The sequence below is a fragment of the Pantoea dispersa genome (genome assembly GCF_014155765.1).
In the GTDB taxonomy this organism is placed as follows: Bacteria; Pseudomonadota; Gammaproteobacteria; order Enterobacterales; family Enterobacteriaceae; genus Pantoea; species Pantoea dispersa.
Genome location: NZ_SCKT01000001.1, coordinates 1,343,583 through 1,366,044, shown reverse-complemented (window position 1 = coordinate 1,366,044; position 22,462 = coordinate 1,343,583). Strand labels below are relative to the sequence as shown.

General features: G+C 60.5%; 24 protein-coding genes and 1 tRNA gene. 16 read left to right on the top strand and 9 right to left on the bottom strand.

The genetic code is table 11. The annotated features are described in order from the left end of the window. Positions 1 to 15 precede the first annotated feature (15 nt). Positions 16 to 750 carry a class I SAM-dependent methyltransferase gene (locus H7K56_RS06625; protein ID WP_059010982.1) on the top strand — a complete coding sequence of 245 codons (735 nt, stop codon included), beginning with the start codon at positions 16 to 18 and terminating at the stop codon, positions 748 to 750. Here the strand turns inward: H7K56_RS06625 and rnhA are convergent. Continuing rightward, positions 735 to 1,202: a ribonuclease HI gene (gene rnhA / locus H7K56_RS06620; RefSeq protein ID WP_010616975.1), complete on the bottom strand. Its 468-nt coding sequence runs from the start codon at positions 1,200 to 1,202 to the stop codon at positions 735 to 737. The genes H7K56_RS06625 and rnhA overlap by 16 nt on opposite strands. Positions 1,203 to 1,255: 53 nt before the next feature. Here rnhA and dnaQ point away from each other — a divergent pair, with 53 nt between their 5' ends. After that, positions 1,256 to 1,987: a DNA polymerase III subunit epsilon gene (gene dnaQ, locus H7K56_RS06615; RefSeq protein WP_058776026.1), complete on the top strand. Its 732-nt coding sequence runs from the start codon at positions 1,256 to 1,258 to the stop codon at positions 1,985 to 1,987. A 134-nt stretch (positions 1,988 to 2,121) separates the two neighbouring features. After that, positions 2,122 to 2,198: transfer RNA gene (locus H7K56_RS06610), tRNA-Asp, on the top strand. Positions 2,199 to 2,298: 100 nt separating this feature from the next. On the opposite strand, the gene H7K56_RS06605 is transcribed toward H7K56_RS06610, so the two are convergent. Further along, entirely contained in the window at positions 2,299 to 3,792 is a 1,494-nt protein-coding gene (locus H7K56_RS06605) for an NCS1 family nucleobase:cation symporter-1 (RefSeq protein WP_104092601.1), read from the bottom strand. Positions 3,793 to 3,936: 144 nt separating this feature from the next. On the opposite strand from H7K56_RS06605, the gene H7K56_RS06600 reads away from it, so the two are divergent. From H7K56_RS06600 to puuE, 3 genes are read left to right on the top strand one after another with little or no spacing between them, the layout of a single operon-like run. Continuing rightward, positions 3,937 to 4,659 (top strand): GntR family transcriptional regulator, encoded by a 723-nt coding sequence (locus tag H7K56_RS06600; protein WP_104092602.1) that lies wholly within the window; start codon positions 3,937 to 3,939, stop codon positions 4,657 to 4,659. After that, positions 4,656 to 5,387, top strand: a complete 732-nt coding sequence (hpxA, locus tag H7K56_RS06595; protein ID WP_021507303.1) for an allantoin racemase — start codon at positions 4,656 to 4,658, stop codon at positions 5,385 to 5,387. Before H7K56_RS06600 ends, hpxA begins: the two co-directional genes overlap by 4 nt. 35 nt (positions 5,388 to 5,422) lie before the next feature. Then, complete coding sequence (gene puuE, locus H7K56_RS06590) at positions 5,423 to 6,376, top strand: allantoinase PuuE (RefSeq protein WP_059010983.1); 954 nt, start codon at positions 5,423 to 5,425, stop codon at positions 6,374 to 6,376. Between the two features lie 74 nt (positions 6,377 to 6,450). Here puuE and hpxZ read toward each other — a convergent pair whose 3' ends face one another. The 4 genes from hpxZ to H7K56_RS06570 are packed head-to-tail and all read right to left on the bottom strand — an operon-like array spanning position 6,451 to position 10,014. Then, a complete protein-coding gene (hpxZ, locus tag H7K56_RS06585; protein ID WP_059010985.1) occupies positions 6,451 to 6,834 on the bottom strand; it encodes an oxalurate catabolism protein HpxZ in 384 nt (127 codons plus the stop codon). Positions 6,835 to 6,836: 2 nt separating this feature from the next. Further along, positions 6,837 to 8,234: an AtzE family amidohydrolase gene (locus H7K56_RS06580; RefSeq protein ID WP_150361880.1), complete on the bottom strand. Its 1,398-nt coding sequence runs from the start codon at positions 8,232 to 8,234 to the stop codon at positions 6,837 to 6,839. After that, complete coding sequence (gene hpxX, locus H7K56_RS06575) at positions 8,231 to 8,416, bottom strand: oxalurate catabolism protein HpxX (RefSeq protein ID WP_150361879.1); 186 nt, start codon at positions 8,414 to 8,416, stop codon at positions 8,231 to 8,233. Before hpxX ends, H7K56_RS06580 begins: the two co-directional genes overlap by 4 nt. A gap of 11 nt (positions 8,417 to 8,427) precedes the next feature. Then, positions 8,428 to 10,014, bottom strand: coding sequence for a gamma-glutamyltransferase family protein (locus H7K56_RS06570; RefSeq protein WP_150361878.1), 1,587 nt, complete (start codon positions 10,012 to 10,014; stop codon positions 8,428 to 8,430). A gap of 192 nt (positions 10,015 to 10,206) precedes the next feature. Between H7K56_RS06570 and hpxU the strand changes: the two genes are divergently transcribed. The 10 genes from hpxU (at position 10,207) to katG (ending at position 19,917) form a co-directional block, all read left to right on the top strand. Continuing rightward, complete coding sequence (hpxU, locus tag H7K56_RS06565) at positions 10,207 to 11,046, top strand: MurR/RpiR family transcriptional regulator HpxU (RefSeq protein ID WP_021507298.1); 840 nt, start codon at positions 10,207 to 10,209, stop codon at positions 11,044 to 11,046. Positions 11,047 to 11,240: 194 nt separating this feature from the next. After that, positions 11,241 to 12,026, top strand: a complete 786-nt coding sequence (locus H7K56_RS06560; protein ID WP_031279673.1) for a transporter substrate-binding domain-containing protein — start codon at positions 11,241 to 11,243, stop codon at positions 12,024 to 12,026. 12 nt (positions 12,027 to 12,038) lie between these two features. Next, positions 12,039 to 12,707, top strand: coding sequence for an amino acid ABC transporter permease (locus tag H7K56_RS06555; protein ID WP_021507296.1), 669 nt, complete (start codon positions 12,039 to 12,041; stop codon positions 12,705 to 12,707). Further along, positions 12,704 to 13,360 (top strand): amino acid ABC transporter permease, encoded by a 657-nt coding sequence (locus tag H7K56_RS06550; protein ID WP_021507295.1) that lies wholly within the window; start codon positions 12,704 to 12,706, stop codon positions 13,358 to 13,360. Before H7K56_RS06555 ends, H7K56_RS06550 begins: the two co-directional genes overlap by 4 nt. Continuing rightward, positions 13,341 to 14,072, top strand: coding sequence for an amino acid ABC transporter ATP-binding protein (locus H7K56_RS06545; protein WP_021507294.1), 732 nt, complete (start codon positions 13,341 to 13,343; stop codon positions 14,070 to 14,072). The genes H7K56_RS06550 and H7K56_RS06545 overlap by 20 nt, the downstream gene beginning before the upstream one ends. A 21-nt stretch (positions 14,073 to 14,093) precedes the next feature. Further along, positions 14,094 to 15,329, top strand: coding sequence for a (S)-ureidoglycine--glyoxylate transaminase (gene pucG, locus H7K56_RS06540; protein ID WP_021507293.1), 1,236 nt, complete (start codon positions 14,094 to 14,096; stop codon positions 15,327 to 15,329). Then, positions 15,326 to 16,585, top strand: coding sequence for an allantoate amidohydrolase (gene hpxK / locus H7K56_RS06535; protein WP_150361877.1), 1,260 nt, complete (start codon positions 15,326 to 15,328; stop codon positions 16,583 to 16,585). The genes pucG and hpxK overlap by 4 nt, the downstream gene beginning before the upstream one ends. Before the next feature lie 12 nt (positions 16,586 to 16,597). Further along, the gene (gene uraD / locus H7K56_RS06530) at positions 16,598 to 17,092 is read left to right on the top strand and encodes a 2-oxo-4-hydroxy-4-carboxy-5-ureidoimidazoline decarboxylase (RefSeq protein ID WP_182688969.1); all 495 of its coding nucleotides are present in this window, start codon (positions 16,598 to 16,600) and stop codon (positions 17,090 to 17,092) included. Beyond that, complete coding sequence (gene uraH / locus H7K56_RS06525; protein WP_021507290.1) at positions 17,089 to 17,424, top strand: hydroxyisourate hydrolase; 336 nt, start codon at positions 17,089 to 17,091, stop codon at positions 17,422 to 17,424. Before uraD ends, uraH begins: the two co-directional genes overlap by 4 nt. Before the next feature lie 294 nt (positions 17,425 to 17,718). After that, complete coding sequence (katG, locus tag H7K56_RS06520) at positions 17,719 to 19,917, top strand: catalase/peroxidase HPI (RefSeq protein ID WP_150361739.1); 2,199 nt, start codon at positions 17,719 to 17,721, stop codon at positions 19,915 to 19,917. Between the two features lie 41 nt (positions 19,918 to 19,958). Here katG and H7K56_RS06515 read toward each other — a convergent pair whose 3' ends face one another. From H7K56_RS06515 to H7K56_RS06505, 3 genes are all read right to left on the bottom strand, one after another. Beyond that, the gene (locus tag H7K56_RS06515; protein WP_230201085.1) at positions 19,959 to 20,399 is read right to left on the bottom strand and encodes a helix-turn-helix domain-containing protein; all 441 of its coding nucleotides are present in this window, start codon (positions 20,397 to 20,399) and stop codon (positions 19,959 to 19,961) included. Between the two features lie 118 nt (positions 20,400 to 20,517). Further along, a complete protein-coding gene (locus H7K56_RS06510) occupies positions 20,518 to 21,288 on the bottom strand; it encodes an amidohydrolase (RefSeq protein WP_059010998.1) in 771 nt (256 codons plus the stop codon). Beyond that, entirely contained in the window at positions 21,276 to 22,436 is a 1,161-nt protein-coding gene (locus H7K56_RS06505) for a pyridoxal phosphate-dependent aminotransferase (RefSeq protein WP_088517008.1), read from the bottom strand. The genes H7K56_RS06510 and H7K56_RS06505 overlap by 13 nt, the downstream gene beginning before the upstream one ends. Positions 22,437 to 22,462 lie beyond the last annotated feature (26 nt).

Sequence of the window (22,462 nt, the reverse complement as noted above, 5' to 3'; positions counted from 1 at the left end):
GGAAAATGGTAGAGCATGAAGCCAGCGAAAACACGCCAAATCCTGACTGCGCCGCGCTCCTGGCAGGATATGCCCTGGGGCGACTATTTCCGCGACGCGTTAACCCAGCAACTGCAACCGTATCTCGGCAAGCTGTACGGCTTTCATATGCTTAAAATTGGCAGCCTCAGCGCAGAAATCAATACCCGCCAGTGTGCCATATCGCATCAGGTTAATGTGGGCGATGAGGGCGATGGGCTGCACGTCATCGCCAGCGCAACGCAGTTGCCATTTGAGTCCAAATCAATTGATGCCTGTCTGCTGGCGCACACGCTGGCCTGGAGCCAGGATCCGCACCGCGTACTGCGCGAAGTGGATCGTGTACTGATTGATGACGGCTGGATGATTATTAGCGGCTTCAATCCGTTCAGCCTGCTGGGCATCAGTAAAGGCCTGCCCGGATTACAGCGCCGCGCACCGTGGAGCGGACGGATGTTCAGCCAGGTGCGCCTGCTCGACTGGCTGAGCTTACTCAACTATGAAGTGGTGTATCGTACGCGTTTTCAGGTGGTGCCGTGGCACCGCCAGGGCGGGAAGATGATCAGCACGCACCTGCCGGCGCTGGGCTGTCTGAATATCGTGGTTGCGCGTAAGCGCACCTTCCCGCTGACGCCGGGCAAAGTGAAGATGATGCCCGGCAAAACCCAGTTACGGCCAGCGGTCAATGCCACGCGGCAGTTTCGTGAAGCCAGCGATCAGGACTCAACCTGATAGCCAATATCGTCGAGGGAAGGATTGCCGGCAGCGCTGCGTGCCAGTTCATCACAGCGTTCGTTTTCGGGATGACCGGCATGGCCTTTTACCCACTCCCACTGAATCTGATGGGTACTGAGCGCCGCGTCGAGTCGCTGCCACAGATCAACGTTCTTCACCGGCTTCTTTTCTGCGGTTTTCCAGCCGCGCTTTTTCCAGTTGTGAATCCAGCTGGTGATGCCCTGGCGCACGTACTGGCTGTCGGTGCTGAGCACCACGTCACACGGCTGGGTCAGCGCTTCCAGTGCCACAATGGCCGCCATCAGCTCCATGCGATTATTGGTAGTAAGGCGGTAGCCGGCGCTGAATAATTTCTCGTGCTGGCGGTAGCGAAGAATGGCGCCGTAGCCGCCGGGACCGGGATTGCCCAGGCAGGATCCATCGGTGAATATTTCTACCTGTTTGCGCATCTCTGGTAGACTTCCTTCTGACAAAACGTCAAGTCTGACATAAAACGAGTCCTATGAGCACTGCAAATAACCGCCAGATCGTCCTCGATACCGAAACCACCGGCATGAACATGATCGGGGTGCATTACGAAGGACATCGCATCATTGAAATCGGTGCGGTTGAGGTGATCAACCGTCGCCTGACCGGCAACAACTTCCATATGTATCTCAAGCCCGATCGGCTGGTGGATCCGGAAGCGTTCGGCGTACACGGTATTGCCGATGAATTCCTCGCCGATAAACCGACCTTTGCGCAAATCGCCGACGAATTCCTCGATTATATTCGCGGCGCGGAGCTGGTGATTCATAACGCTTCGTTCGACATCGGCTTTATGGATTACGAATTTGCCATGCTGCAGCGTGACATCGGCAAGACAGAAACCTTCTGTCAGATCACCGATAGCCTGGCGATGGCGCGTAAAATGTTTCCGGGCAAACGCAACAGCCTGGATGCGCTGTGTAACCGTTTCGAGATCGACAACAGCAAACGTACGCTGCACGGCGCTTTGCTTGATGCCGAGATTCTGGCCGAAGTGTTCCTCACCATGACCGGCGGCCAGACCTCGCTGGCGTTTTCGATGGAAGGCGAGCAGAGCAATCAGGTGGCAGGCGAGCATATACAGCGCATCGTTCGTCCGGGCGCCGGCCTGCGCGTGGTTAGCGCCAGCGATGAAGAAATAATGGCGCATGAGAGCCGGCTCGATCTGGTGCAAAAGAAGGGCGGCAGCTGCCTGTGGCGCGCCTGAAGCCGCTGATTTTGCGTGGAAAAGCGTCGTTAAGCTGAAAAAAGCGGCAAACGAGAGATTCCCCTGCAAAAAGCGTTGACGAGGGATGAGGCTGCCATTAATATGCGCCTCGTTCCCGACGGGGAACAAAGCGCGGAGCGGTAGTTCAGTTGGTTAGAATACCTGCCTGTCACGCAGGGGGTCGCGGGTTCGAGCCCCGTCCGTTCCGCCAATCTCTTTAAAGAAGCCGATGCAGCAATGCATCGGCTTTTTGCTTTTCTAAATCATACCCATCTGGCGTACGGTCGCCATTCATGGCGACCGTCAGCGCATTAATCCTTCTGTACCGCCACTTCCGCACGATAGGTGGCTTGCGGCACTTCACGTTCAGCGCGCGCCAGCCAGCGGTAGCAGCCAGCGCCCAGCGCCACGCCGATGAACCAGCTGAAGTTCGCCACCGCGTGCAGGGACGGAATAAAGCTAATCACCAGACAAATGCCGACGGAAGGCAGCAGTGCAGCAATCGCTTTCGGATTGAAACCGCCGCGATACCAGTAACGGCCTTTTGGCGTATCGTTGAACAGGTCATCAACGTATACCTTGCTGCGTTTGATCAGGTAGAAATCGGCGATCAGAATGCCAAACAGCGGCCCGATAAACGATCCCAGCACATCCAGCGTGTAGTGAATCAGCTCCGGCGACTGGAACAGATTCCACGGCGTCAACAGCACTGAACCCACGGCGGCAATCATGCCACCGGCGCGGAAGCTGATCTTCTGCGGTGAGCAGTTAGAGAAATCAAACGCTGGCGAAACGAAGTTCGCCACGATATTGATGCCGATGGTGGCGGTAATCATAGTCAGCAGCCCGATAGCGACCGCCACATCGTTACCTACCATGCTCACGGTTTCGATCGGGTCGGTGATCATTTTGCCAAACAGCGACTGAGTACCCGAGACAATGACCACGGTCACAATCGAAAACAGCAGGAAGTTGAACGGCAGGCCCCAGCGGTTGCCGCGGCGGATCTCACCCATGCTTTTGCCGTAACGCGAGAAGTCACCAAAGTTGAGCAGCGGACCGGAGAAATAAGAGACCACCAGCGCGGTCGCGGTAATCATCTGCCAGGTTTGCTCGCCCGCGCTCAGTGATTTACTGGCGAGGGTGAAGGAGATACCGTCAAAACCGGTTTTGTATACAATCCAGCCCGCCAGCGCCACCATCACCACGTACACCGCCGGACCGGCGATATCGATAAAGCGTTTAATCGCGCTCATGCCGTGCCAGAACACCATTGCCTGCAGCAGCCACATGACGCCGAAACAGCACCAGCCAAGCTGCGACAGGCCGAGCCAGCTGCTCTGCGTCATGCTGCTTAACGACGGATAGAACTTCAGCAGCACCAGCATCAGCGCATTCGCCGCCAGATAGGTCTGAATACCGTACCAGGCGAAGGCGATCAACCCGCGGATCACCGCCGGGATGTTGGCCCCGAACACGCCAAATGCCTGACGCGAAATCACCGCATAAGGCACGCCGGCCATCTGGCTCGGCTTCGCCACCAGGTTAGCGCACAGCTGCACGATACAAATTCCCACCAGCAGACACAGCAGCACCTGCCAGCTGGCCAGACCGAGGGTGAAGAAGCTGGCCGCCACCACATAGCCGCCCATGCTGTGCACGTCCGACATCCAGAACGAAAAAATGTTGTACCACGACCAGTTCTGGTTGCGGGTCGGCGCCAGGTCGTCGTTACACAGACGCGGGCTGTAATGGGCGTTGGCTTCAGAGGCCACCGCAGAGGTCACTTCAGAATGATTTGGCATGAAACCTGCTCCTCTTAACTTCATGGAAAAATAATGACAGCGTGAAACGGTATTGCAGGATCCAGGCCAGAATTGATTTCTTGTATACAAAAAATGAATTTCACGTATACGATGTCTGCATACAGTCACTTGCCGGAGCGGGTAATGAAGAGTGAAACAGGCCAGAAAACGGCTGCCGATCTGAATGACAGAGACGAACCTATCTATCAGGCGTTGCTGAACGCCATCGTGGAGCACCAGCTGCCGCCGGGCAGCAAATTGCCGGAAGAGGCGCTGTCGGAGGTGTTTGGCGTCAGCCGCACCGGCATTCGTAAGGTGCTGCAGCGCCTCGCGGCGGTGCAAATGATCACCCTGTCGCCCAGACGTGGTGCACAGGTGGCGACGCCGGGCGTGGAGGAAGCGCGCGACATCTTCGCCACGCGCAGCCTGCTGGAGTGTGCCAATCTGCCGGCGGTGCTGGCGCATCTGCAGCCGCCGCATCTCGCCGCGCTGAGTGGCTTAATTGCCGACGAGCAGCAGGCGCACCAGCAGCACGACGGAGCCGCTGCCATCCGTCTGTCTGCGGCTTTTCATATCCAGCTGCAGGCGATTTCCGGCAACCAGGTGCTGACTGACATGGTGACGCGCCTGACGCAGCGCTCCTCGCTGGTGATCGCCGCTTACGGTGCACCGTGGCAGCGCGGCTGTCGTTGCGATCATCACGATCGGCTGGTGGATCTGCTGCGGCAAAAAGATCTGCCGGCGTTAACTACGGCGCTGCAGCATCACTTCGAACATATCGTCGCCAGCCTGCACTTTGAACGCAGCGGCGAAACCCTGCCTGATTTCACCCGGTTATTTGCCGGTCATAAAGGAGCGGCATCATGAGCCTGATCCAGGTGATCAACCCGAATACCAGCGCCGCCATGACGGCGACCATCGGTGCAGCGGCGCGCGCCGTGGCCGCACCTGGCACGGAGATTGTGGCGGTGTGCCCGAGCGAGGGCGTGCCCTCCATTGAAGGACACTTTGATGAAGCGATTGCCGCGGTGGGCGTGCTGGAACAGGTAAAACGCGGCAAAGAGCAGGGCGTCAGCGGCCATATCATCGCCTGCTTTGGCGATCCGGGACTGCTGGCGGCGCGCGAACTGGCGAGCGGACCGGTGATTGGCATTGCCGAAGCGGCGATGCACACCGCGACGCTGGTGGCGACGCGCTTTTCGATTGTCACCACGCTGCCGCGCACGCTGGTGATCGCCCGCCATCTGCTGCAGCAGTACGGATTCAGCCATCACTGTGCCGCGCTGCACGCTATTGATCTGCCGGTGCTGGCGCTTGAAGACGGCAGCGGCGTCGCGCAGGAGAAAGTGCGCGAGCGCTGCCTGCAGGCGAAACGTGAAGATGGCAGCGGGGCGATTGTGCTGGGCTGCGGCGGCATGGCGTCGCTGGCGCAGGATCTGACTAAAGAGCTGGGCCTGCCGGTGATTGATGGCGTCAGTGCGGCGGTGAAAATGGTCGAGTCATTACTGGCGCTGGGCTTTGGTACCAGCAAACACGGCGATCTGGCTTACCCGATTAAAAAACCGCTCAGCGCGGCATTTCAGCACCTAAACTAAGGGCTGGTTGAGGACTGATGACAGGAACTTGCAGAATGAGTGATGTATCTGAAAAGAAAGAGTACAGCTTCAACAAAAACTATCCGCGCGATCTGATTGGCTATGCGGGCCAGCCGCCGCACGCGCAGTGGCCGGGTGAGGCGCGGGTGGCGGTGCAGTTCGTGCTCAACTATGAAGAGGGCGCTGAAAACAATGTGCTGCACGGCGACGCGGGCTCTGAGCAGTTTCTCTCCGACATCATCGGTGCCGCCAGCTATGCCGATCGCCACATGTCGATGGATTCCCTGTATGAGTACGGATCGCGTGCCGGTTTCTGGCGCATCCATCAGGAGTTTCAGCAGCGCGGCCTGCCGCTGACCATCTTTGGCGTCGCGATGGCGCTGGCGCGGCACCCGCAGATTGTCGAGGCCATCAAAGCCGCCGATTACGATGTGGTCAGCCACGGCTGGCGCTGGATTCACTATCAGGGGATGGATGCCAAAACCGAGCGTCAGCACATGCAGCAGGCAGTGGACGTGCTCACCGAGCTATTCGGTAAAGCACCCACCGGCTGGTATACCGGGCGCGACAGCCCCAATACGCGGCGGCTGGTGGTCGAGCAGGGCGGCTTCAGCTACGACAGCGATTACTACGGTGACGATCTGCCGTTCTGGACGCAGGTCACCTGTCAGGACGGCACGGTGAAGCCGCATCTGATCATTCCCTATACGCTGGAGTGCAACGATATGCGCTTCGCCACGCCGCAGGGATTCAACACCGCCGAGCAGTTCTATACCTATCTGCGCGATACCTTTGATGTACTGTATGAAGAGGGCGCGACGGCGCCGAAGATGATGTCGATTGGCATGCACTGCCGTCTGCTGGGGCGTCCGGGGAAATTCCGCGCGCTGCAGCGTTTCCTCGACCATATTCAGCAGCACGAAAAGGTGTGGGTGTGCACGCGTCAGCAGATTGCCGATCACTGGATGAAGACGCATCCGGCTGCGTAAGCGGCCTTACCTTTCACGGATATCAGGTCGTTTTTGCCCTCTCTTGCCAGGAGAGGGCAACACTCGCGCCTGCGTCAGCTCATCAAACTCACCTGCGCTGCCACGATGCGCCAGCCGCACGGCAGCCGTACCCAGGTCTGCTGCTGACGGCCAGTCTTCTCCACGCCCTCGCGGGTGAACTCGGTGCTGCACACCGCATAGTCATCGCCAAAGGTGGTGATCACCGTATTGCGCAGCGTGCGATCGAGCCCCTTTGACGGACGCGCCGCGCGAAAGGCGCGAATTTCGTCAATCCCGTACAGATTCTCTCCGGCACCGAGTCGCACCGTACGCGCATCGTGCCAGAACAGCTCGTCCAGCACGGCGACATCATTGCTCACCAGCGCCTGCTCGTAGCGGTAAAACGCGGCGGTGACTTCAGCCAGTATCGCCGGACGATCGATATGTTCAGGTGTCATCTTCAGGCATCCATAAAAGAGGTTTGTGGCAGCGTCACACCCTGCTGCTGCAGTGCCCAGGCGGCGCGCAGCGCCAGCTGTTCGTTAAACGGCGCGGCAATCAGCTGCAGGCCAATCGGCAAACCGCTGGCGGTGAGCAGCGGTACGCTACACACCGGCAGGCCGAGGAACGAAATCGGCTGCGTCAGCATGCCCATGCTGGCGCGTGTCGGCAAATCCTGACCGTTGATGTGAATGGTTTCCTGGCCGATGAGGGTGGCGGTACAGGGCGTCGCCGGCGCGATCAGCACGTCATAATGGTCGAACAGCGGCAGCACCTGCTGCTGGAAGTGACGGCGGAAACGCTGGGCCTGCACATACCACGCGGCGGGCAGCATCGCGCCAGCCAGCAGGCGTTCGCGTGAATTCGGCTCAAAGCGTTCTGGCTGGGTGCGCAGCGCCGGCAGATAATGATTGCCGCCTTCTGCGGCGGTCATGATAAACGCGGCCGAGCGCGCCAGTTCGGCCTGGGGCAGCGTCACTTCTTCTGTCGCGCCGAGCGCACTGGCCGCCACCGCCACCGCCGCGCGCGCCTCATCGCTGCACCAGTCAGCAAAAAAGCCGCCCAGCACCGCGCTGCGCAGCTTTTCGCTGCCAGCAGAGAGCCTGTCACTGACCGGTTCCGCAGGCCGCGCCGCCTGAAACGCATCGCTGGCGTCGCCGCCCTGCAGCGCATCGTAGACCAGACTCAAATCTTCCACCGAGCGGGCAAACGGACCGATGTGATCGAGGCTGGCGACAAACGGATGGCTGCCGCTGCGCGACAGACGACCAAAGGTAGGTTTCAGGCCGAAAATGCCGCACAGCGAAGCAGGCACGCGAATCGAGCCGTTGGTGTCGGTGCCGAGTGAAAAGTGCACCAGCCCGGCAGCGACGGCTGCCGCGGAACCGCCAGATGAGCCGCCGGCCACGCGCGACAGATCGCGCGGGTTGCGGGTGGCACCATAATGGGTGTTCTCAGTGGTAAAGCCGTAAGCGTAGGCGTCCATATTCAGCATGCCGGAGAGCAGCGCGCCGCTCTGCTGCAGCTTAGAGACCGCCCACGCATCCTGCTGCGCCACCGGCCGCTCGCTGAACAGGCTGGCACCGGCAAGCGTGCTGTGACCGGCGACGTCAAACAGGTTTTTTACCGCATAGGGAATGCCAGCCAGCGCCGGCAGCGGCTCACCGCGCTGACGCTGCTGATCCAGCCGATCGGCTTCCCGCAGCATGCGCTGCGCGGTGACGGCGGTCCAGGCGTTGATGGCCGGGTTATGCTGTTCAATGGCGGCCAGCGTCTGCTGTGCGATGTCGCGCGCGCTGAGATCGCCCTGCGCCAGTGCCTGCTGCAGCTGGCTAATCGATAAGGCTGCCAGCGTCATGGATGAAACACTCCCGCCACTTCCAGGCGATCGTCCAGCGGCAGCGCCATCAGCGGCTGCGCCATCGAGGCGATACGGTTAAACTGCGTCAGCAGTTCGGCGCGGCGCGTGTCGTCCAGCTCCAGCGCCAGAATCTGTTCCATTTGGGCGATATAGGTTGCCCAGTCCGGTTGTGCACTCATGATTGTCTCCGTTAAAAACCGGCAGCGCTGCCGTTGCTGCGCGGATCAAACGCGCCTTCCAGCATGCCATTGTTGTGTCTGACGATGGCACCGGCGTGGCCCACCACTTCACTGTATTCCGCCAGCAGTTCGACCTCATGACCGAGCGCGCGCAGTTGCTGCACGGTTTCAGGCGCGATGCGCGCCTCCAGCTTGAGGGAGTCTGAGGATTGGCCCCAGGTGCGGCCAAGCAGCCAGCGCGGTGCGCTGACCGCCTGCTGCAGCGGCTGGCCCTGAATGACATAGCGGGTAAAGATCGCCGCCTGGGTTTGCGGCTGGCCATCACCGCCCATTGAGCCGTACACCAGCGTGCGGCCATCTTTCAGACGTGCCGCCGCTGGATTGAGCGTATGGAACGGCTGTTTGCCCGGTGCCAGCGTCAGCAGGTGATCCGGCTGCAGGCTGAACGCCGCGCCACGGTTTTGCCAGGTAATACCGGTGCCGGGCAGCACGACGCCGCTGCCAAATTCGTGGTAAATGCTCTGGATAAAGGAGACCGCCAGGCCGCTGCTGTCCATCACCCCCATCCACACGGTATCGCCCGGTCCGCGTCCGGTGCCCCAGGGCGCGGCGCGATCGTCCTGCACCTGCGCGGCCAGCGTGCCGAGATGATCGGCATTCAGCAGCGACTGCACATCAATCGCCATGTGACGCGGATCGGTGATGTGTTGATCACGCAGGGCAAAGGCCTGTTTGGTGGCTTCAACGATGCGGTGCACCGTCTGTGCTTCACTGGCGTCGGCCATCGCCAGACGATCGGTGATCCCGAGGATCGCCAGCGATACCAGCCCCTGCGTTGGCGGCGTCATGTTCCAGATATCGCCTTCGCTGTGCGCGAGGTGCAGCGGCGTGCAGCGCCGGGCACGCTGCCGGTGTAAATCGTCCAGCGTAATCGGCATGCCGAGCGCGCCCATTTCGCGCGCCAGATGGTGCGCCAGCTCACCGCGATAAAAGCTCTCCAGCCCTTGCTCGCTCAGCACGCTCAGCGTCTGCGCCAGCGCCGGCTGGGTAAAACGACTGCCGGCGGTGGGCGGTGCGCCATCAGGCAGAAAGGTGGCGGCAAAACCGGGCTGATGTTGCAGCTCATGCTGTTTTGCCGCCGTCGCTGCCGCCTGCGAGGCGGTGACCGGAATGCCATCGGCCGCATAGCGAATCGCATCGCGCAGCAAACGACTCAGCGGCAGCGGCGTCGCGCCCAGTTCCTGCGCCAGCGTCAGCGCTTCCTGCCAGCCGCTGACGGTGCCGGCAACCGTCAGTGCCGCTTTAGGGCCGCGATGCGGAATATGGCTCTCACCGTGATAGAAGTCGGGGTGCGCCAGCGAGCCGGCAGCGCCGCTGGCATCGATGGCAATCGGATCGCCACCGGGCGGCACCACCAGCCAGAAGCCGTCGCCGCCGAGACCATTCATGTGTGGGTAGACCACCGCAATGGTCGCCGCGGCGGCCACCATGGCTTCCAGCGCGTTGCCGCCTTCACGCAGAACCGCCAGTGCGCTTTCGCTGGCAAGGTGATGTGGCGTCACCGCCATGCCCATCGGGGCCATATTGCTTTGAATCATAGTGAACTGTTCCCGGATTATTCTTTTGTAGCGGCGCGGTTTATCGCGCTGGATAGCGAAAACAAGCGCAACAAATTGCGCCGCTACCAGTCTGTACCAATGGTAAAGCAAGAGCCGTTCCAGTTTTGGTGTTACGCCAGCCTGGATCGATTTATGCTAGCTTGTGATGAAACGAAAGTTACAGGACCGATGATGAAACAGCTCGATGAACGCCTTCGCAGTCACTATCCGCAACTGTCGCCGCAGGAGCAGCGCATTGCTGACTTTGTGTTTGACCACTTTGATGATCTGATTAGCTATAACAGCGCTGAGCTGGCGCGGCTCAGCGGCGTATCAAAGGCCACGGTAAGCCGGCTGTTCAAACGCCTCGGCTATGAAAAATACAAAGACATGCGTGATGAGCTGCGCACCCTGCGCCAGAGCGGAATGCCGCTGACCGATAACCGCGATGCGGTGCAGGGCAACACGCTGCTGTCACGTCATTACAAGCAGGAGATGGCGAACCTGACGCAGTGGGTCAACAGCATTGACGCCCGGCAGTTTAGCGAGGTGATTGCCGCGCTTGGCGCCGCACGGCGGGTGTTCATCATTGGGATGCGCAACGCGTATCCGGTGGCGCTGCACCTGCGTCAGCAGCTGCTGCAGGCGCGCGCTCAGGTGCAGGTGTTGCCGCAGCCAGGCCAGACGCTGGGCGAAGAGCTGGTGGACATGACGCCGGAAGATGTGGTGGTGGTGATGGCGTTTCGCCGCCGGCCACGCATCATTCGTCCACTGATGCAGCAGCTGCAGCAGAGCGGCATCCCGGTGCTGGTGCTGTGCGAACCGCAGGCGCAGGGCATTCTCACCCTGGCGCGCTGGCAGCTGTGCGCACCGCTCGACAGCGTTTCCGCCTTTGACAGCTACGCCTCGGCAATGAGCCTGATCAACCTGCTGGCCAACGCGCTACTGCACGAAATGCTGTCGCAGGGGCGTCAGCGCATTCATCAGATTGCCGATCTTTACCAGCAGCTCGACGAGCTGGAACACCGCTAAAGGGCACCGTTTTGGTGCTTTGCACCTTTTTTGATCGCGTCTGCTAACGGGGTGCTCCCCGTTAAGATGCGCCCTTAATCGCCTTAAATCCTCCGCTTAGCCGCTGCGTTTGCTGCCCGTTGTGGTTGGCACATTAGTTGCAAATCAATTTATCAAGAATCTTTTGTTTCACCATTAACTCACCGGGGTGCATAATGAACAAAGTATTACTGGCAGTAGCAGGGGCAGCATTGCTGCTGGCGCAGGCAGGCAGCGCCATGGCCGATCAGCTGCAGGATATCCAGAAGCGTGGCGTGATTCGCGTGGCGGTGCCGCAGGACTTCCCGCCGTTTGGCTCGGTCGGTACCGATTTGCAGCCGCAGGGCTATGACATCGACATGGCGAAATACCTCGCGAAGCAGATGAAACTGAAGTTGCAGCTGGTGCCGGTGACCAGCGCTAACCGCGTACCGTATCTGCAGACCGACAAGGTCGACCTGGTGATCTCCAGCATGGGCAAAAACGCCGAGCGCGAAAAAGTGATCGACTTCAGCCGCGCCTATGCGCCGTTCTTCCTCGGCGTGTTCGGCCCGAAAGGCGAGACGCTGAAAGATGCGGCGGCGCTGAGCGGTAAATCGATTGGCGTGACGCGCGGTGCGGTAGAGGACATGGTGCTGAGCGATGTCGCCCCGAAAGATGCTCAGGTGAAGCGCTACGAAGATAACAACACCACGCTGTCCGCCTATCTCTCCGGTCAGGTGCAGTACGTCGCCACCGGAAACCTGGTGGTCGCGGCGATTGCGCGCCAGAACGCGGAAAAAGCCCCGGTGCCGCAGTTTATGCTGAAAGATTCACCGTGCTTTATCGGCCTGAAAAAGAATGAGCCGGCGCTGAAAGAGAAAGTGAACGCACTGATTGAGCAGGGTATTAAAGACGGCACGCTGAACAAGCTGTCGGAAGAGTGGCTGAAAGCGCCGCTGCCTGCCAACCTCGGCGCATAACAGGAACGGCCAATGATTGGGCAACTTAACTTTGCAGATCTCTGGCCGCACTGGCCAGAGCTGCTGGCCGGACTGTGGGTCACGGTGCAGCTTACGGTGCTGGCGACGGTGGGCGGTGTCGGACTGGGTATTCTCGGCGCGGCACTGCGCAGCGGCAAACCGGGCTGGGCCAGCCGCCTGTGGGGCATCTACGTCGAGTTGATTCGCAACACGCCGTTTGTGGTACAGCTGTTTTTTATCGTGTTTGGTCTGCCCAATCTCGGTCTGAAACTAACGGCGGGTGAAGCGGCATTGCTGGCGATGCTGATTAACCTTGGCGCCTACAGCACTGAAATCATCCGTGCCGGCATCCAGGTGACACCGCGCGGGCAGTGGGAAGCCGGGCGCGTGCTCGGGCTGAGCCGCACGCAAACCTTCATCCGCGTGGTGCTGCCGCCCTCGCTGCAGCGCATTTATCCGGCGCTGGTCAGCCAGTGCATCATTGTGATGCTCGGCTCGTCGGTGGTGTCGCAGGTCTCGTACGAAGAGCTGACGTTTGCCGCCAACCTGATTCAGTCGCGCACCTTTTTGAGTTTTGAAGTTTATCTGGTGACCACGCTGATCTATCTGGCGTTGTCGATTGCCATGCGTCAGCTGCTGCTGGCGCTGGGTCGCAAATGGTTTGGAGCGCAGCCGGCATGACGACGTTTACTGACTGGGACATCCTGCGCAACCTGCTGCTGGCGGCGCGCTGGACGATTTTGCTGTCGCTGGTGGCCTTTTTCGGCGGCACGCTGGTGACACTGCCGCTGCTGTTTCTGCGTCTGCTGCAGCGTCGCTGGCTCACCCGCCTGATCCGCTGCTACACCGAGCTGTTTCAGGGCACGCCGCTGCTGATGCAGCTGTTTCTCGCTTTCTTCGGCGTCGGCCTGTTCGGCATCGACGTCGCGCCCTGGACGGCAGCGTCGCTGGCGCTGACGCTGTATACCAGCGCGTTTTTACTGGATATCTGGTACGGCAGCATTCGCGCGCTGCCAAAAGGGCAGTGGGAAGCGTCGCGCTGCCTCGGACTGAACTTTGGCCAGACGCTGTATCGCGTGGTGGCACCGCAGGCGATCCGCATCGCCATCGCGCCGACCGTTGGCTTTGCCGTGCAGGTGATCAAGGGCACCGCGCTGGCGTCGATTATCGGCTTTGTCGAGCTGACCAAAGCCGGCACCATTCTCAACAATGTGACGTATCAGCCCTTCAAGGTGTTTGGCCTGGTGGCGCTCGGTTACTTCCTGATGTGTTATCCGCTGTCGCGTTACAGCCAGTACCTGGAGAAAAAATTCAATGCCGCTCATCACCATTAATCAGGTCCAGAAGTACTACGGTGATAACCACGTACTGAAAGGGGTCGATCTGGATATCGACAACGGCGAAGTGATCTCCATCATTGGCCGCAGCGGCTCCGGTAAAAGTACCCTGCTGCGCTGCATGAACGGGCTGGAAGGCTATCAGGAAGGCAGCATTAAACTGGGCGGCATGACGATTACCGATCGTGAATCGCAGGCGCGTGAAATCAGCCGCTCGGTGGGCATGGTGTTTCAGAACTTTAACCTGTTTCCGCACATGACCGCGCTGGAAAACGTGATGCTGGCACCGCGCCGCGTGCTGAAAAAGAGCGAGGCGGAGTGCCGCACGCTGGCCACGCAGATGCTGGAAAAAGTCGGGCTCGGCGAACGTCTCAATTACTACCCGGCCAACCTGTCGGGCGGTCAGCAGCAGCGCGTGGCGATTGCCCGTGCGCTGGCGATGCAGCCAAAAGTTTTACTCTGTGACGAAATCACCTCGGCGCTCGATCCGGAGCTGGTGGGTGAAGTACTGAAAGTGCTGGAGCAGCTGGCCGCCGAAGGCATGACGCTGATTCTCGTCACCCATGAAATGAACTTCGCCCGCGACGTGGGCGACCGCGTGGTGTTTATGCATCAGGGACGCGTGTGGGAGCAGGGCGACAGCAAAACGCTGTTTGCAAATCCACAAACCGCCGAGCTGAAGCAGTTTATTTCCACCGTGCGTCTGTAACCGAACAATAAGGAACCCCCCATGGATATCAGCCAGTTCTCGCAAATCAATCCGCCACAGCGTCTGCTGATGGGACCGGGCCCGATCAACGCCGACCCGCGCGTGCTGCGCGCCATGTCGAGCCAGCTGCTTGGGCAGTACGATCCGGCGATGACGCACTATATGAACGAGGTGATGGCGCTGTACCGTGGCGTATTCCGCACTGAAAACCGCTGGACCCTGCTGATTGATGGCACCTCACGCGCCGGTATCGAAGCCATCCTGCTGTCGGCGATTCGTCCGGGCGATAAAGTGCTGGTGCCGGTGTTCGGCCGCTTCGGCCATCTGCTGTGCGAAATTGCCCGTCGCTGCCGCGCGGAAGTCCATACCATCGAGGTGCCGTGGGGCGAGGTATTTACCCCGGATCAGATCGAAGATGCGATCAAAAAAGTCAAACCGCGCCTGCTGCTGACGGTGCAGGGCGATACCTCAACCACCATGCTGCAACCGCTGGAGCAGCTCGGCGCCATTTGCCGCCAGTACGGCGTGCTGTTGTACACCGATGCCACCGCATCGCTGGGCGGCAACCCGCTGGAAACCGATGCCTGGGGGCTGGATGCGGTGTCAGCCGGGATGCAGAAATGCCTCGGTGGTCCGTCCGGCACCTCGCCGATCACCCTGAGCCCGCAAATGGAAGCGGTGATCCGTCAGCGTAAGTGCGTGGAGCAGGGCATCCGTACCGACGCACATCAGGATGGCGACGACGAGATGATCTACTCCAACTACTTCGATCTCGGCATGATCATGGATTACTGGGGACCGGAGCGGCTCAACCATCATACCGAAGCCACCTCGGCGCTGTTTGGCGCACGCGAATGTGCCCGTCTGATCCTGCAGGAAGGGCTGGATAACGGCATCGCGCGCCACAAGCTGCACGGTGATGCGCTGCTGAAAGGTATTCAGGGCATGGGGCTGGAAACCTTTGGCGATCTCAGACACAAGATGAATAACGTGCTTGGCGTGGTGATCCCGCAGGGCATCAACGGCGACCAGGTACGCAAATTGATGCTGGACGATTTCGGCATTGAGATTGGCACCTCGTTCGGTCCGCTGCACGGCAAAGTGTGGCGCATCGGCACCATGGGCTACAACGCGCGCAAAGATTGCGTGATGCTGACGCTGAGCGCGCTGGAGTCCGTGCTGAATCACGTCGGTTTCCGCACCACTCAGGGCGCGGCGCTGCAGGCTGCCTGGGACCACTACGGGAGCCACGCATGAGTCATAGCCTGATGAGCGCCGATGAGGCGCAGTCAGCGGCGGCGCGGGTGATGGCGCGCTGTGACGCGCTGGCAGCAATCAGTGAAAGCGAAGAGGGACTGACCCGTGTCTATCTGTCGCCGGAGCAGGTGCGCGCCAACGCGCGCGTCGCTGAGTGGATGCAGGCGGCAGGTATGCACACCTGGCAGGATGCGGTCGGCAATATCTGCGGTCGCTATGAAGCGGCGGAGCCTGGCGCACCGGCGCTGCTGCTCGGCTCGCACCTCGATACCGTGCGCAACGCCGGACGTTACGACGGCATGCTGGGCGTGCTCAGCGCCATCGAAACCGTGCAGTGGCTGCACGACCATCAGCAGCGCCTGCCGCTGGCGATTGAAATTGTCGGCTTCGGCGATGAAGAGGGCACGCGCTTTGGCATCACGCTGCTTGGCAGCCGCGGCCTCACCGGCAGCTGGCCGGTGAGCTGGGTGTCACATCCGGACGGTAACGGTATTACGGTGGAGCAGGCGATGCAGGACCTCGGCCTGGACGCGGCGCTGATCCCGCAGGCGGCACGTGAGGTGAGCGACATTGTGGCTTATCTCGAACTGCACATTGAGCAGGGACCGTGTCTGGAACAGGACGATCTGGCGCTTGGTGTGGTGACGGCGATTAACGGCGCGCGCCGTCTTAACTGCCGCTTTGTCGGGGAGGCCGGTCATGCCGGCACGGTGCCGATGACGCACCGCAAAGACGCGCTGGCAGCAGCGGCAGAGTGGATGGTGTTTGTGGAACAGGCCACGCAGGATCAGGATGCGCAGCTGGTGGCCACAGTGGGCACGCTGAGCTGTCTGCCGGGCGCCGTTAACGTTATCCCCGGCGAGGTGCAGCTGTCGCTGGACGTGCGCGGACCGCAGGATGAACCGCTGGAACGTCTGCTTTCCAGCCTGCTGACCCAGGCGGAAGCCATCGCGCTGCGGCGCGGGCTCAGCTTCAGCGCTAACGAGTACTATCGCATCGCGGCCACCGCCTGTGATACGCGGCTGCAGCAGGCGCTGAGCCATGCGGTAGAAACCGTACAGGGGCGCAGTCTGGCGCTGCCGAGCGGAGCCGGTCACGACGCGATCGCGATGGCTGAGCGCTGGCCGGTGGGCATGCTGTTTGTGCGCAACCATCGCGGTATCAGCCATCATCCGGCGGAATCGGTGCAGGTGGCCGATGTGGCGCTCGGCGTGCAGGCCTATCTGCAGGCGGTGTGCGATCTGGCGCGCAGCTAAAGGAGCCGCGAAATGGATCTGAACGATTTTAATCAGGCGAGCGTCGCGCAGGCGCAGGCGGCGATTGCCCACTGCGTGGCGATTCCCGCCTGGCAGCAGGCGCTGGTGGCGGCGCGGCCGTTCGCCAGCCTGACGGCGCTGTACACCACGGCGCAACAGCTGGCGCTGGCGTGGCAGGGCGACGCCTTGCAGCAGGCGCTGAGCGCCCATCCGCGCATCGGCGAAAAAGCGAAGGGCGCGGGTAAAGAGGCCGCGCTGTCGCAGCAGGAACAGGCAGCGATGCAGCAGGCTAACGGTGCGCTGCAGCTGGCGATGCTGGCCGGTAATGAGCGCTATGAGCAGCGCTTCGGCCGGGTGTTTCTGATTCGCGCCAAAGGGCGCAGCGGTGAACAGATGCTGGCGGAATTGCAGCGCAGGCTCAACAATGATGAAGAGACCGAGCAGCAGGAAGCGCTGGCGCAGCTGCGGGAAATTACCCTGTTACGGCTTAAGGAGAGCATTACATGAGCACCATCACCACCCATATTCTCGACACCGCGCTGGGCAAACCGGCGATTGGCGTCGCGATGTCGCTGGAGCAGAACAGCCCTGAGGGATGGCTGCCAGTGGCCGAGGGCGAAACCGACAGCGACGGGCGCATCAAAGATCTCACGCCTGAACCGCTGGCGCCGGGCCACTATCGCTTAACCGCGGAGATCGGTGACTATTTCGCCGCCGACGGACGTGATGCGCTGTACGTCAGCGCGCAGATTGATTTTGTGATTGGCTCCGCCGGCAGCCATTATCACCTGCCGTTCCTCATTTCCCCGTGGTCGTGGTCGACCTACCGCGGGAGTTGATCCAGGTCGCCATAAATGGCGCAATGCTTGTCTGTTAAATTGTAAATCCGCTTAACAACGGTTGCGTTTTGGTAGCGGCGCAATTTATTGCGCGATGAATCGCGCCGCTACGAATCTTGTGCGACTTGCAGTACCGGCTTCATACCCTCTCAGGCCCGCTGAAATTCGTGCTCTCTATCACAAACCTCGCGCTTGAAAGCCAGTAACTATCAAAACCTTCGGTCCATCCAAATATATTCTGCAACACGGTGCGGTTATCTTAACCGGACAACGTGAAGCCAATGGAGCCGAGAAATGAGCACGCCCGAAAATAATGATAATGCAGCCGCCTCAGGAAAATGCCCCTTTCATCATGGAGCATCGGAAGAGAAAAGCGTTTTAGCGCGTGGCGCCGGAAGCGGGACAACTAACCGCGACTGGTGGCCAAATATGCTGCGCGTCGATCTGTTAAACCAGCATTCCAGCCGTTCTAACCCCCTCAGTGACAATTTCAACTACCGTGAAGAGTTCAGCAAGCTGGATTACGCCGCGCTGAAAGCCGATATTCGTGCGCTGCTGACCGACTCGCAATCCTGGTGGCCAGCCGACTGGGGCAGCTACATCGGCTTGTTTATCCGTATGGCATGGCACAGCGCCGGCACCTACCGCACCATCGACGGTCGCGGCGGTTCCGGACGTGGCCAGCAGCGCTTTGCGCCGCTCAACTCCTGGCCGGATAACGTCAGCCTCGACAAAGCACGTCGTCTGCTGTGGCCGGTGAAACAGAAGTATGGCCAGAAAATCTCCTGGGCGGATCTCTACATTCTTGCCGGTAACGTGTCGCTGGAAAACGCCGGCTTCCGCACCTTTGGCTTTGGTGCCGGTCGTGAAGATGTCTGGGAACCGGACATGGACGTGGACTGGGGACATGAGACCGAATGGCTGGCACACCGCCATCCGGAAAGCCTGGCAAACGCGCCGCTGGGTGCGACGGAAATGGGCCTGATCTACGTGAACCCGGAAGGTCCGGAAGCCAGCGGCGATCCGCGCTCGGCGGCCCCGGCGATTCGCGCTACCTTTGGCAACATGGGCATGAACGATGAAGAGATCGTCGCGCTGATTGCCGGCGGTCACACGCTGGGTAAAACGCATGGTGCCGCTGCGGCCAGCCACGTGGGCGTCGATCCGGAAGCCTCGCCGCTGGAAGCGCAGGGTCTGGGCTGGCACAGCAGCTACGGCAGCGGTGCCGGTGCAGATGCCATCACTTCCGGTCTGGAAGTGGTATGGACGCAAACCCCAACGCAGTGGAGCAACTACTTCTTCGAGAACCTGTTCAAATATGAGTGGGTACAAACGCACAGCCCGGCGGGCGCGATTCAGTTCGAAGCGGTTGATGCCGAAGCGATTATCCCGGATCCGTTCGATCCAGAGAAAAAACGCAAGCCGACCATGCTGGTCACCGACCTGACGCTGCGCTTCGATCCGGAGTTCGGGAAGATTTCGCGTCGTTTCCTTAACGATCCGCAGGCGTTCAACGAAGCCTTCGCCCGTGCCTGGTTTAAACTGACGCACCGCGATATGGGGCCAAAAGCGCGCTACCTCGGTCCGGAAGTGCCGAAGGAAGATCTGCTGTGGCAGGATCCGTTACCGCAGGCCACGCATCAGCCGACGCCGGATGACATCACCGATCTGAAAGCAAAAATTGCTGCTTCGGGTCTGAGCGTCAGCCAGCTGGTCTCTGCGGCCTGGGCGTCTGCTTCCACCTTCCGTGGCGGCGATAAACGCGGCGGCGCGAACGGTGCCCGTCTGGCGCTGGCACCGCAGAACGGCTGGGCGGTCAACGCCAGCGTCTCCCGCGATGTGCTGCCGGTGCTGCAGAAGATTCAGCAGGAGTCAGGTAAAGCATCGCTGGCGGATGTGATTGTGCTGGCGGGCAGCGTCGGGATTGAGCAGGCGGCAGCAGCGGCAGGTGTCGCAGTGCAGGTGCCGTTCACGCCGGGCCGCGTGGATGCGCGTCAGGACCAGACGGATGTCGAGTCATTCAACGTACTGCAGCCGCTGGCCGATGGTTTCCGTAACTATCGCCGCGTACAGGGCGGTTCTTCCACCGAAACCCTGCTGCTGGACAAAGCGCAACAGCTGACGCTGAGCGCGCCAGAGCTGACGGTACTGCTGGGTGGTCTGCGCGTGCTGGGCACCAACTTCGACGGCAGCGCGCACGGCGTGTTTACCGATCGCGTGGGCGTGCTGAGCAACGACTTCTTCATCAATCTGCTGGATATGCGCACCGCATGGCGCGCCACCGATGAGAGCGCTGAGCTGTTCGAAGGCCGCGATCGTCAGAGCGGAGAAGTGAAGTACAGCGCCACCCGCGCCGATCTGGTGTTTGGTTCTAACGCCATCCTGCGCGCGCTGGCGGAAGTTTACGCCAGCAGCGATGCGAAGCAGAAGTTCGTTAACGACTTCGTGGCCGCCTGGACCAAAGTGATGAACCTCGACCGGTTCGATCTGTAATCCCCTGAGCCGCAGCGTCATGCGCTGCGGCTCATTCCTGCTTATGCCTCACGAAATGCCTCAAACGGCAGATTAAAGCGTCGCGCCAGCGCCGCCTTATGCTTATCCGTTAATCTGCGCTCGCCTTTCAGAATGCGATTCACATACGAACGCTGACCGATTTCTGCCACGAAAGAGGATTGATTCAGACCGTGCTGGTCCATTAGTACCCGCAGCAGCGCCACGCCACCCGGCAGCGCCTGAGTGCGTGCATTAAACGCGGCAAATTCCGCTGCGGTTTCTTCATACTTCGCGACTTTAACGGCCAGCATCTCGATCAGCGGATGCCCCGGCTGATGCTCAACCAGGTATTCCACCAGTTCAAGCGCCTGTTCATAATCGGCTCTGGACTGACTTCCGCCCAGCAGCGGCACGGCTTTAATCAGATTGTTGGAGGCCTGAATCGCTTCGCTAAACACTTTCCCTGAGATAATGTGCATCATTCCCTCGAACTGTTCCAGGGTGGAAACATTGTAACGCACAACATAGAATGTTTCCACACAGGAAACAACAGGGCAGGAGGATATGTGGAAGCCGCATCGCAGGGATGCGGCTAAAATATTACTTCAGCGTATATTCATCCGCGTCGCGCCAGGCCGGGAAGCGCTCGCGATAGTCCTGCAGCGCCTCCAGTGATAACTCGGCGTCGAGGCGCGCGCGGGCGAAGGGTTCAGCGGCCGCGAGGATCTCACCCTGCGGCGAGATAATCCGGCTGTCGCCGCTGTATTGATGCTGATTGCCGTCACTGCCGACGCGGTTACACCCGGCTACATAGGCCTGATTCTCAATGGCGCGCGCCAGCAGCAGCGCCTGCCAGTGCAGCGCGCGCGGTGCCGGCCAGTTGGCAACGTACAGCGCCAGATCGTAATCATTCTGGTTGCGCGAAAACACCGGGAAGCGCAGGTCGTAGCAAATCTGCGGCAGAATACGCCAGCCGCGCCAGTGGAACACCTCGCGCGTTTCACCGGGTACATAGTGCTGGTGCTCACTGGCCATGCGGAACAGGTGGCGTTTGTCGTACTGGTGCAGCGTGCCGTCGGGCTCCACCAGCAGGAAACGGTTTACCGCGCCCTGGTCGCTCTGAATCGCCGCGCTGCCGCCGACCAGGGCATTCAGGGCTTTGGCATGACCGTGCAGCCACGCTACCACCTGATCCTGCGGCAGCGAACTGGCCGCCGCCTCCATGGCGAAGCCGGTGGTAAACATCTCCGGCAGCAGGATGACATCGCGGCCCGTCAAGCCCTGCAGCACCTCATCGAAATGACGCAGGTTGGCTGCGCCATCCATCCAGCTCAGGGTTTCCTGCAATACGGTAAGTTTTAAAGCTGACATAAACGCTCCGCAGCGGCGTCGAGCGTCGCTTCCTGTTTAGCAAAGCACAGGCGAATGAGCTTGTGCGGGAAAGGGTCCGCGCAGAACACCGACAGCGGTATCGCCGCCACGCCCACTTCGCGGGTTAACCACTGGCAGAAACTGACATCATCCAAATCGGAAATGGCGCTGTAATCCACCAGCAGGAAATAGGTGCCGGCACAGGGCAGCACCTTAAACCGGCTGGCGGCCAGCGCCTGCGTCAGACGGTCACGCCGGGCGCGATAGAATGCCGGCAGCGCATCAATATGGTCCGGCTGCTGGCGCAGCATATCGGCAATCGCCAGCTGCGCCGGGGTATTCACTGAAAAGGTGAGATACTGATGCACTTTGCGAATTTCGGCGCTGATCGCCGCCGGAGCGATGCAGTACCCCACTTTCCAGCCGGTCATATGAAAGGTTTTGCCGAAGGATGAGACTGCGATAGCGCGCTGACGCAGGTCGGCATGTGCCAGTACGCTGGCATGGCCCTGCTCATCAAAACAGATGTGCTCATAGACTTCATCGCTGAGCACATAAATTTCCTGTCCGGCGATCGCCTGCCACAGCGCGGCGTAGTCGCTGGCGTGCCACACGGTGGCGGACGGATTATGCGGCGTGTTGACGATCACCAGCCGGGTGCGCGCGCTGAGCAGGCTGCTGAAGGCCTGCCAGTCGACCTGAAAAGCGGGCGGCTGCAGCGCGATGCGTTTCAGCACGCCGCCAGCCAGCTGAACCGCCGGCGCATAGCTGTCGTAGCTGGGATCGAAGCAGATCACCTCGTCGCCCGGCCGCACCAGTGCGGTGATCGCGGCATACAGCGCTTCGGTTGCGCCCGCCGTCACGGTGATGTCGCTGTTGATATCCGGCCGATGACCGTACATGTCTGCGGTTTTATCGGCGATTGCCTCGCGCAGCGGCAGGGTACCAATCATCGGCGCGTACTGGTTAGCGCCTTCGCTGACGTGATGTGCCAGGCGCTGCTGCAAATAGCGCGGACCGTCAAAATCGGGAAAGCCCTGTGACAGGTTGATGGCGTTGTGCTGGGCGGCGAGGGCGCTCATTTGGGTAAAAATGGTGGTGCCGAGCGCCGGTAGTTTGCTCTCGGGGATCAGGTTGGGCTGCGTCATTATCGGGTGCCTTAAGCGCGAATGTC

Coding starts and splice junctions, on each gene's coding strand:
- hpxA (WP_021507303.1), top strand. CDS start 4,656: ATGAGCCTGATCCAGGTGATCAACCCGAATACCAGCGCCGCCATGACG.
- H7K56_RS06625 (WP_059010982.1), top strand. CDS start 16: ATGAAGCCAGCGAAAACACGCCAAATCCTGACTGCGCCGCGCTCCTGG.
- puuE (WP_059010983.1), top strand. CDS start 5,423: ATGAGTGATGTATCTGAAAAGAAAGAGTACAGCTTCAACAAAAACTAT.
- pucG (WP_021507293.1), top strand. CDS start 14,094: ATGGATATCAGCCAGTTCTCGCAAATCAATCCGCCACAGCGTCTGCTG.
- H7K56_RS06605 (WP_104092601.1), bottom strand. CDS start 3,792: ATGCCAAATCATTCTGAAGTGACCTCTGCGGTGGCCTCTGAAGCCAAC.
- H7K56_RS06545 (WP_021507294.1), top strand. CDS start 13,341: ATGCCGCTCATCACCATTAATCAGGTCCAGAAGTACTACGGTGATAAC.
- rnhA (WP_010616975.1), bottom strand. CDS start 1,202: ATGCGCAAACAGGTAGAAATATTCACCGATGGATCCTGCCTGGGCAAT.
- hpxX (WP_150361879.1), bottom strand. CDS start 8,416: ATGAGTGCACAACCGGACTGGGCAACCTATATCGCCCAAATGGAACAG.
- H7K56_RS06510 (WP_059010998.1), bottom strand. CDS start 21,288: ATGTCAGCTTTAAAACTTACCGTATTGCAGGAAACCCTGAGCTGGATG.
- H7K56_RS06560 (WP_031279673.1), top strand. CDS start 11,241: ATGAACAAAGTATTACTGGCAGTAGCAGGGGCAGCATTGCTGCTGGCG.
- H7K56_RS06550 (WP_021507295.1), top strand. CDS start 12,704: ATGACGACGTTTACTGACTGGGACATCCTGCGCAACCTGCTGCTGGCG.
- H7K56_RS06600 (WP_104092602.1), top strand. CDS start 3,937: ATGAAGAGTGAAACAGGCCAGAAAACGGCTGCCGATCTGAATGACAGA.
- katG (WP_150361739.1), top strand. CDS start 17,719: ATGAGCACGCCCGAAAATAATGATAATGCAGCCGCCTCAGGAAAATGC.
- H7K56_RS06580 (WP_150361880.1), bottom strand. CDS start 8,234: ATGACGCTGGCAGCCTTATCGATTAGCCAGCTGCAGCAGGCACTGGCG.
- hpxZ (WP_059010985.1), bottom strand. CDS start 6,834: ATGACACCTGAACATATCGATCGTCCGGCGATACTGGCTGAAGTCACC.
- H7K56_RS06555 (WP_021507296.1), top strand. CDS start 12,039: ATGATTGGGCAACTTAACTTTGCAGATCTCTGGCCGCACTGGCCAGAG.
- hpxK (WP_150361877.1), top strand. CDS start 15,326: ATGAGTCATAGCCTGATGAGCGCCGATGAGGCGCAGTCAGCGGCGGCG.
- uraD (WP_182688969.1), top strand. CDS start 16,598: ATGGATCTGAACGATTTTAATCAGGCGAGCGTCGCGCAGGCGCAGGCG.
- H7K56_RS06570 (WP_150361878.1), bottom strand. CDS start 10,014: ATGATTCAAAGCAATATGGCCCCGATGGGCATGGCGGTGACGCCACAT.
- hpxU (WP_021507298.1), top strand. CDS start 10,207: ATGAAACAGCTCGATGAACGCCTTCGCAGTCACTATCCGCAACTGTCG.
- H7K56_RS06515 (WP_230201085.1), bottom strand. CDS start 20,399: ATGATGCACATTATCTCAGGGAAAGTGTTTAGCGAAGCGATTCAGGCC.
- dnaQ (WP_058776026.1), top strand. CDS start 1,256: ATGAGCACTGCAAATAACCGCCAGATCGTCCTCGATACCGAAACCACC.
- H7K56_RS06505 (WP_088517008.1), bottom strand. CDS start 22,436: ATGACGCAGCCCAACCTGATCCCCGAGAGCAAACTACCGGCGCTCGGC.
- uraH (WP_021507290.1), top strand. CDS start 17,089: ATGAGCACCATCACCACCCATATTCTCGACACCGCGCTGGGCAAACCG.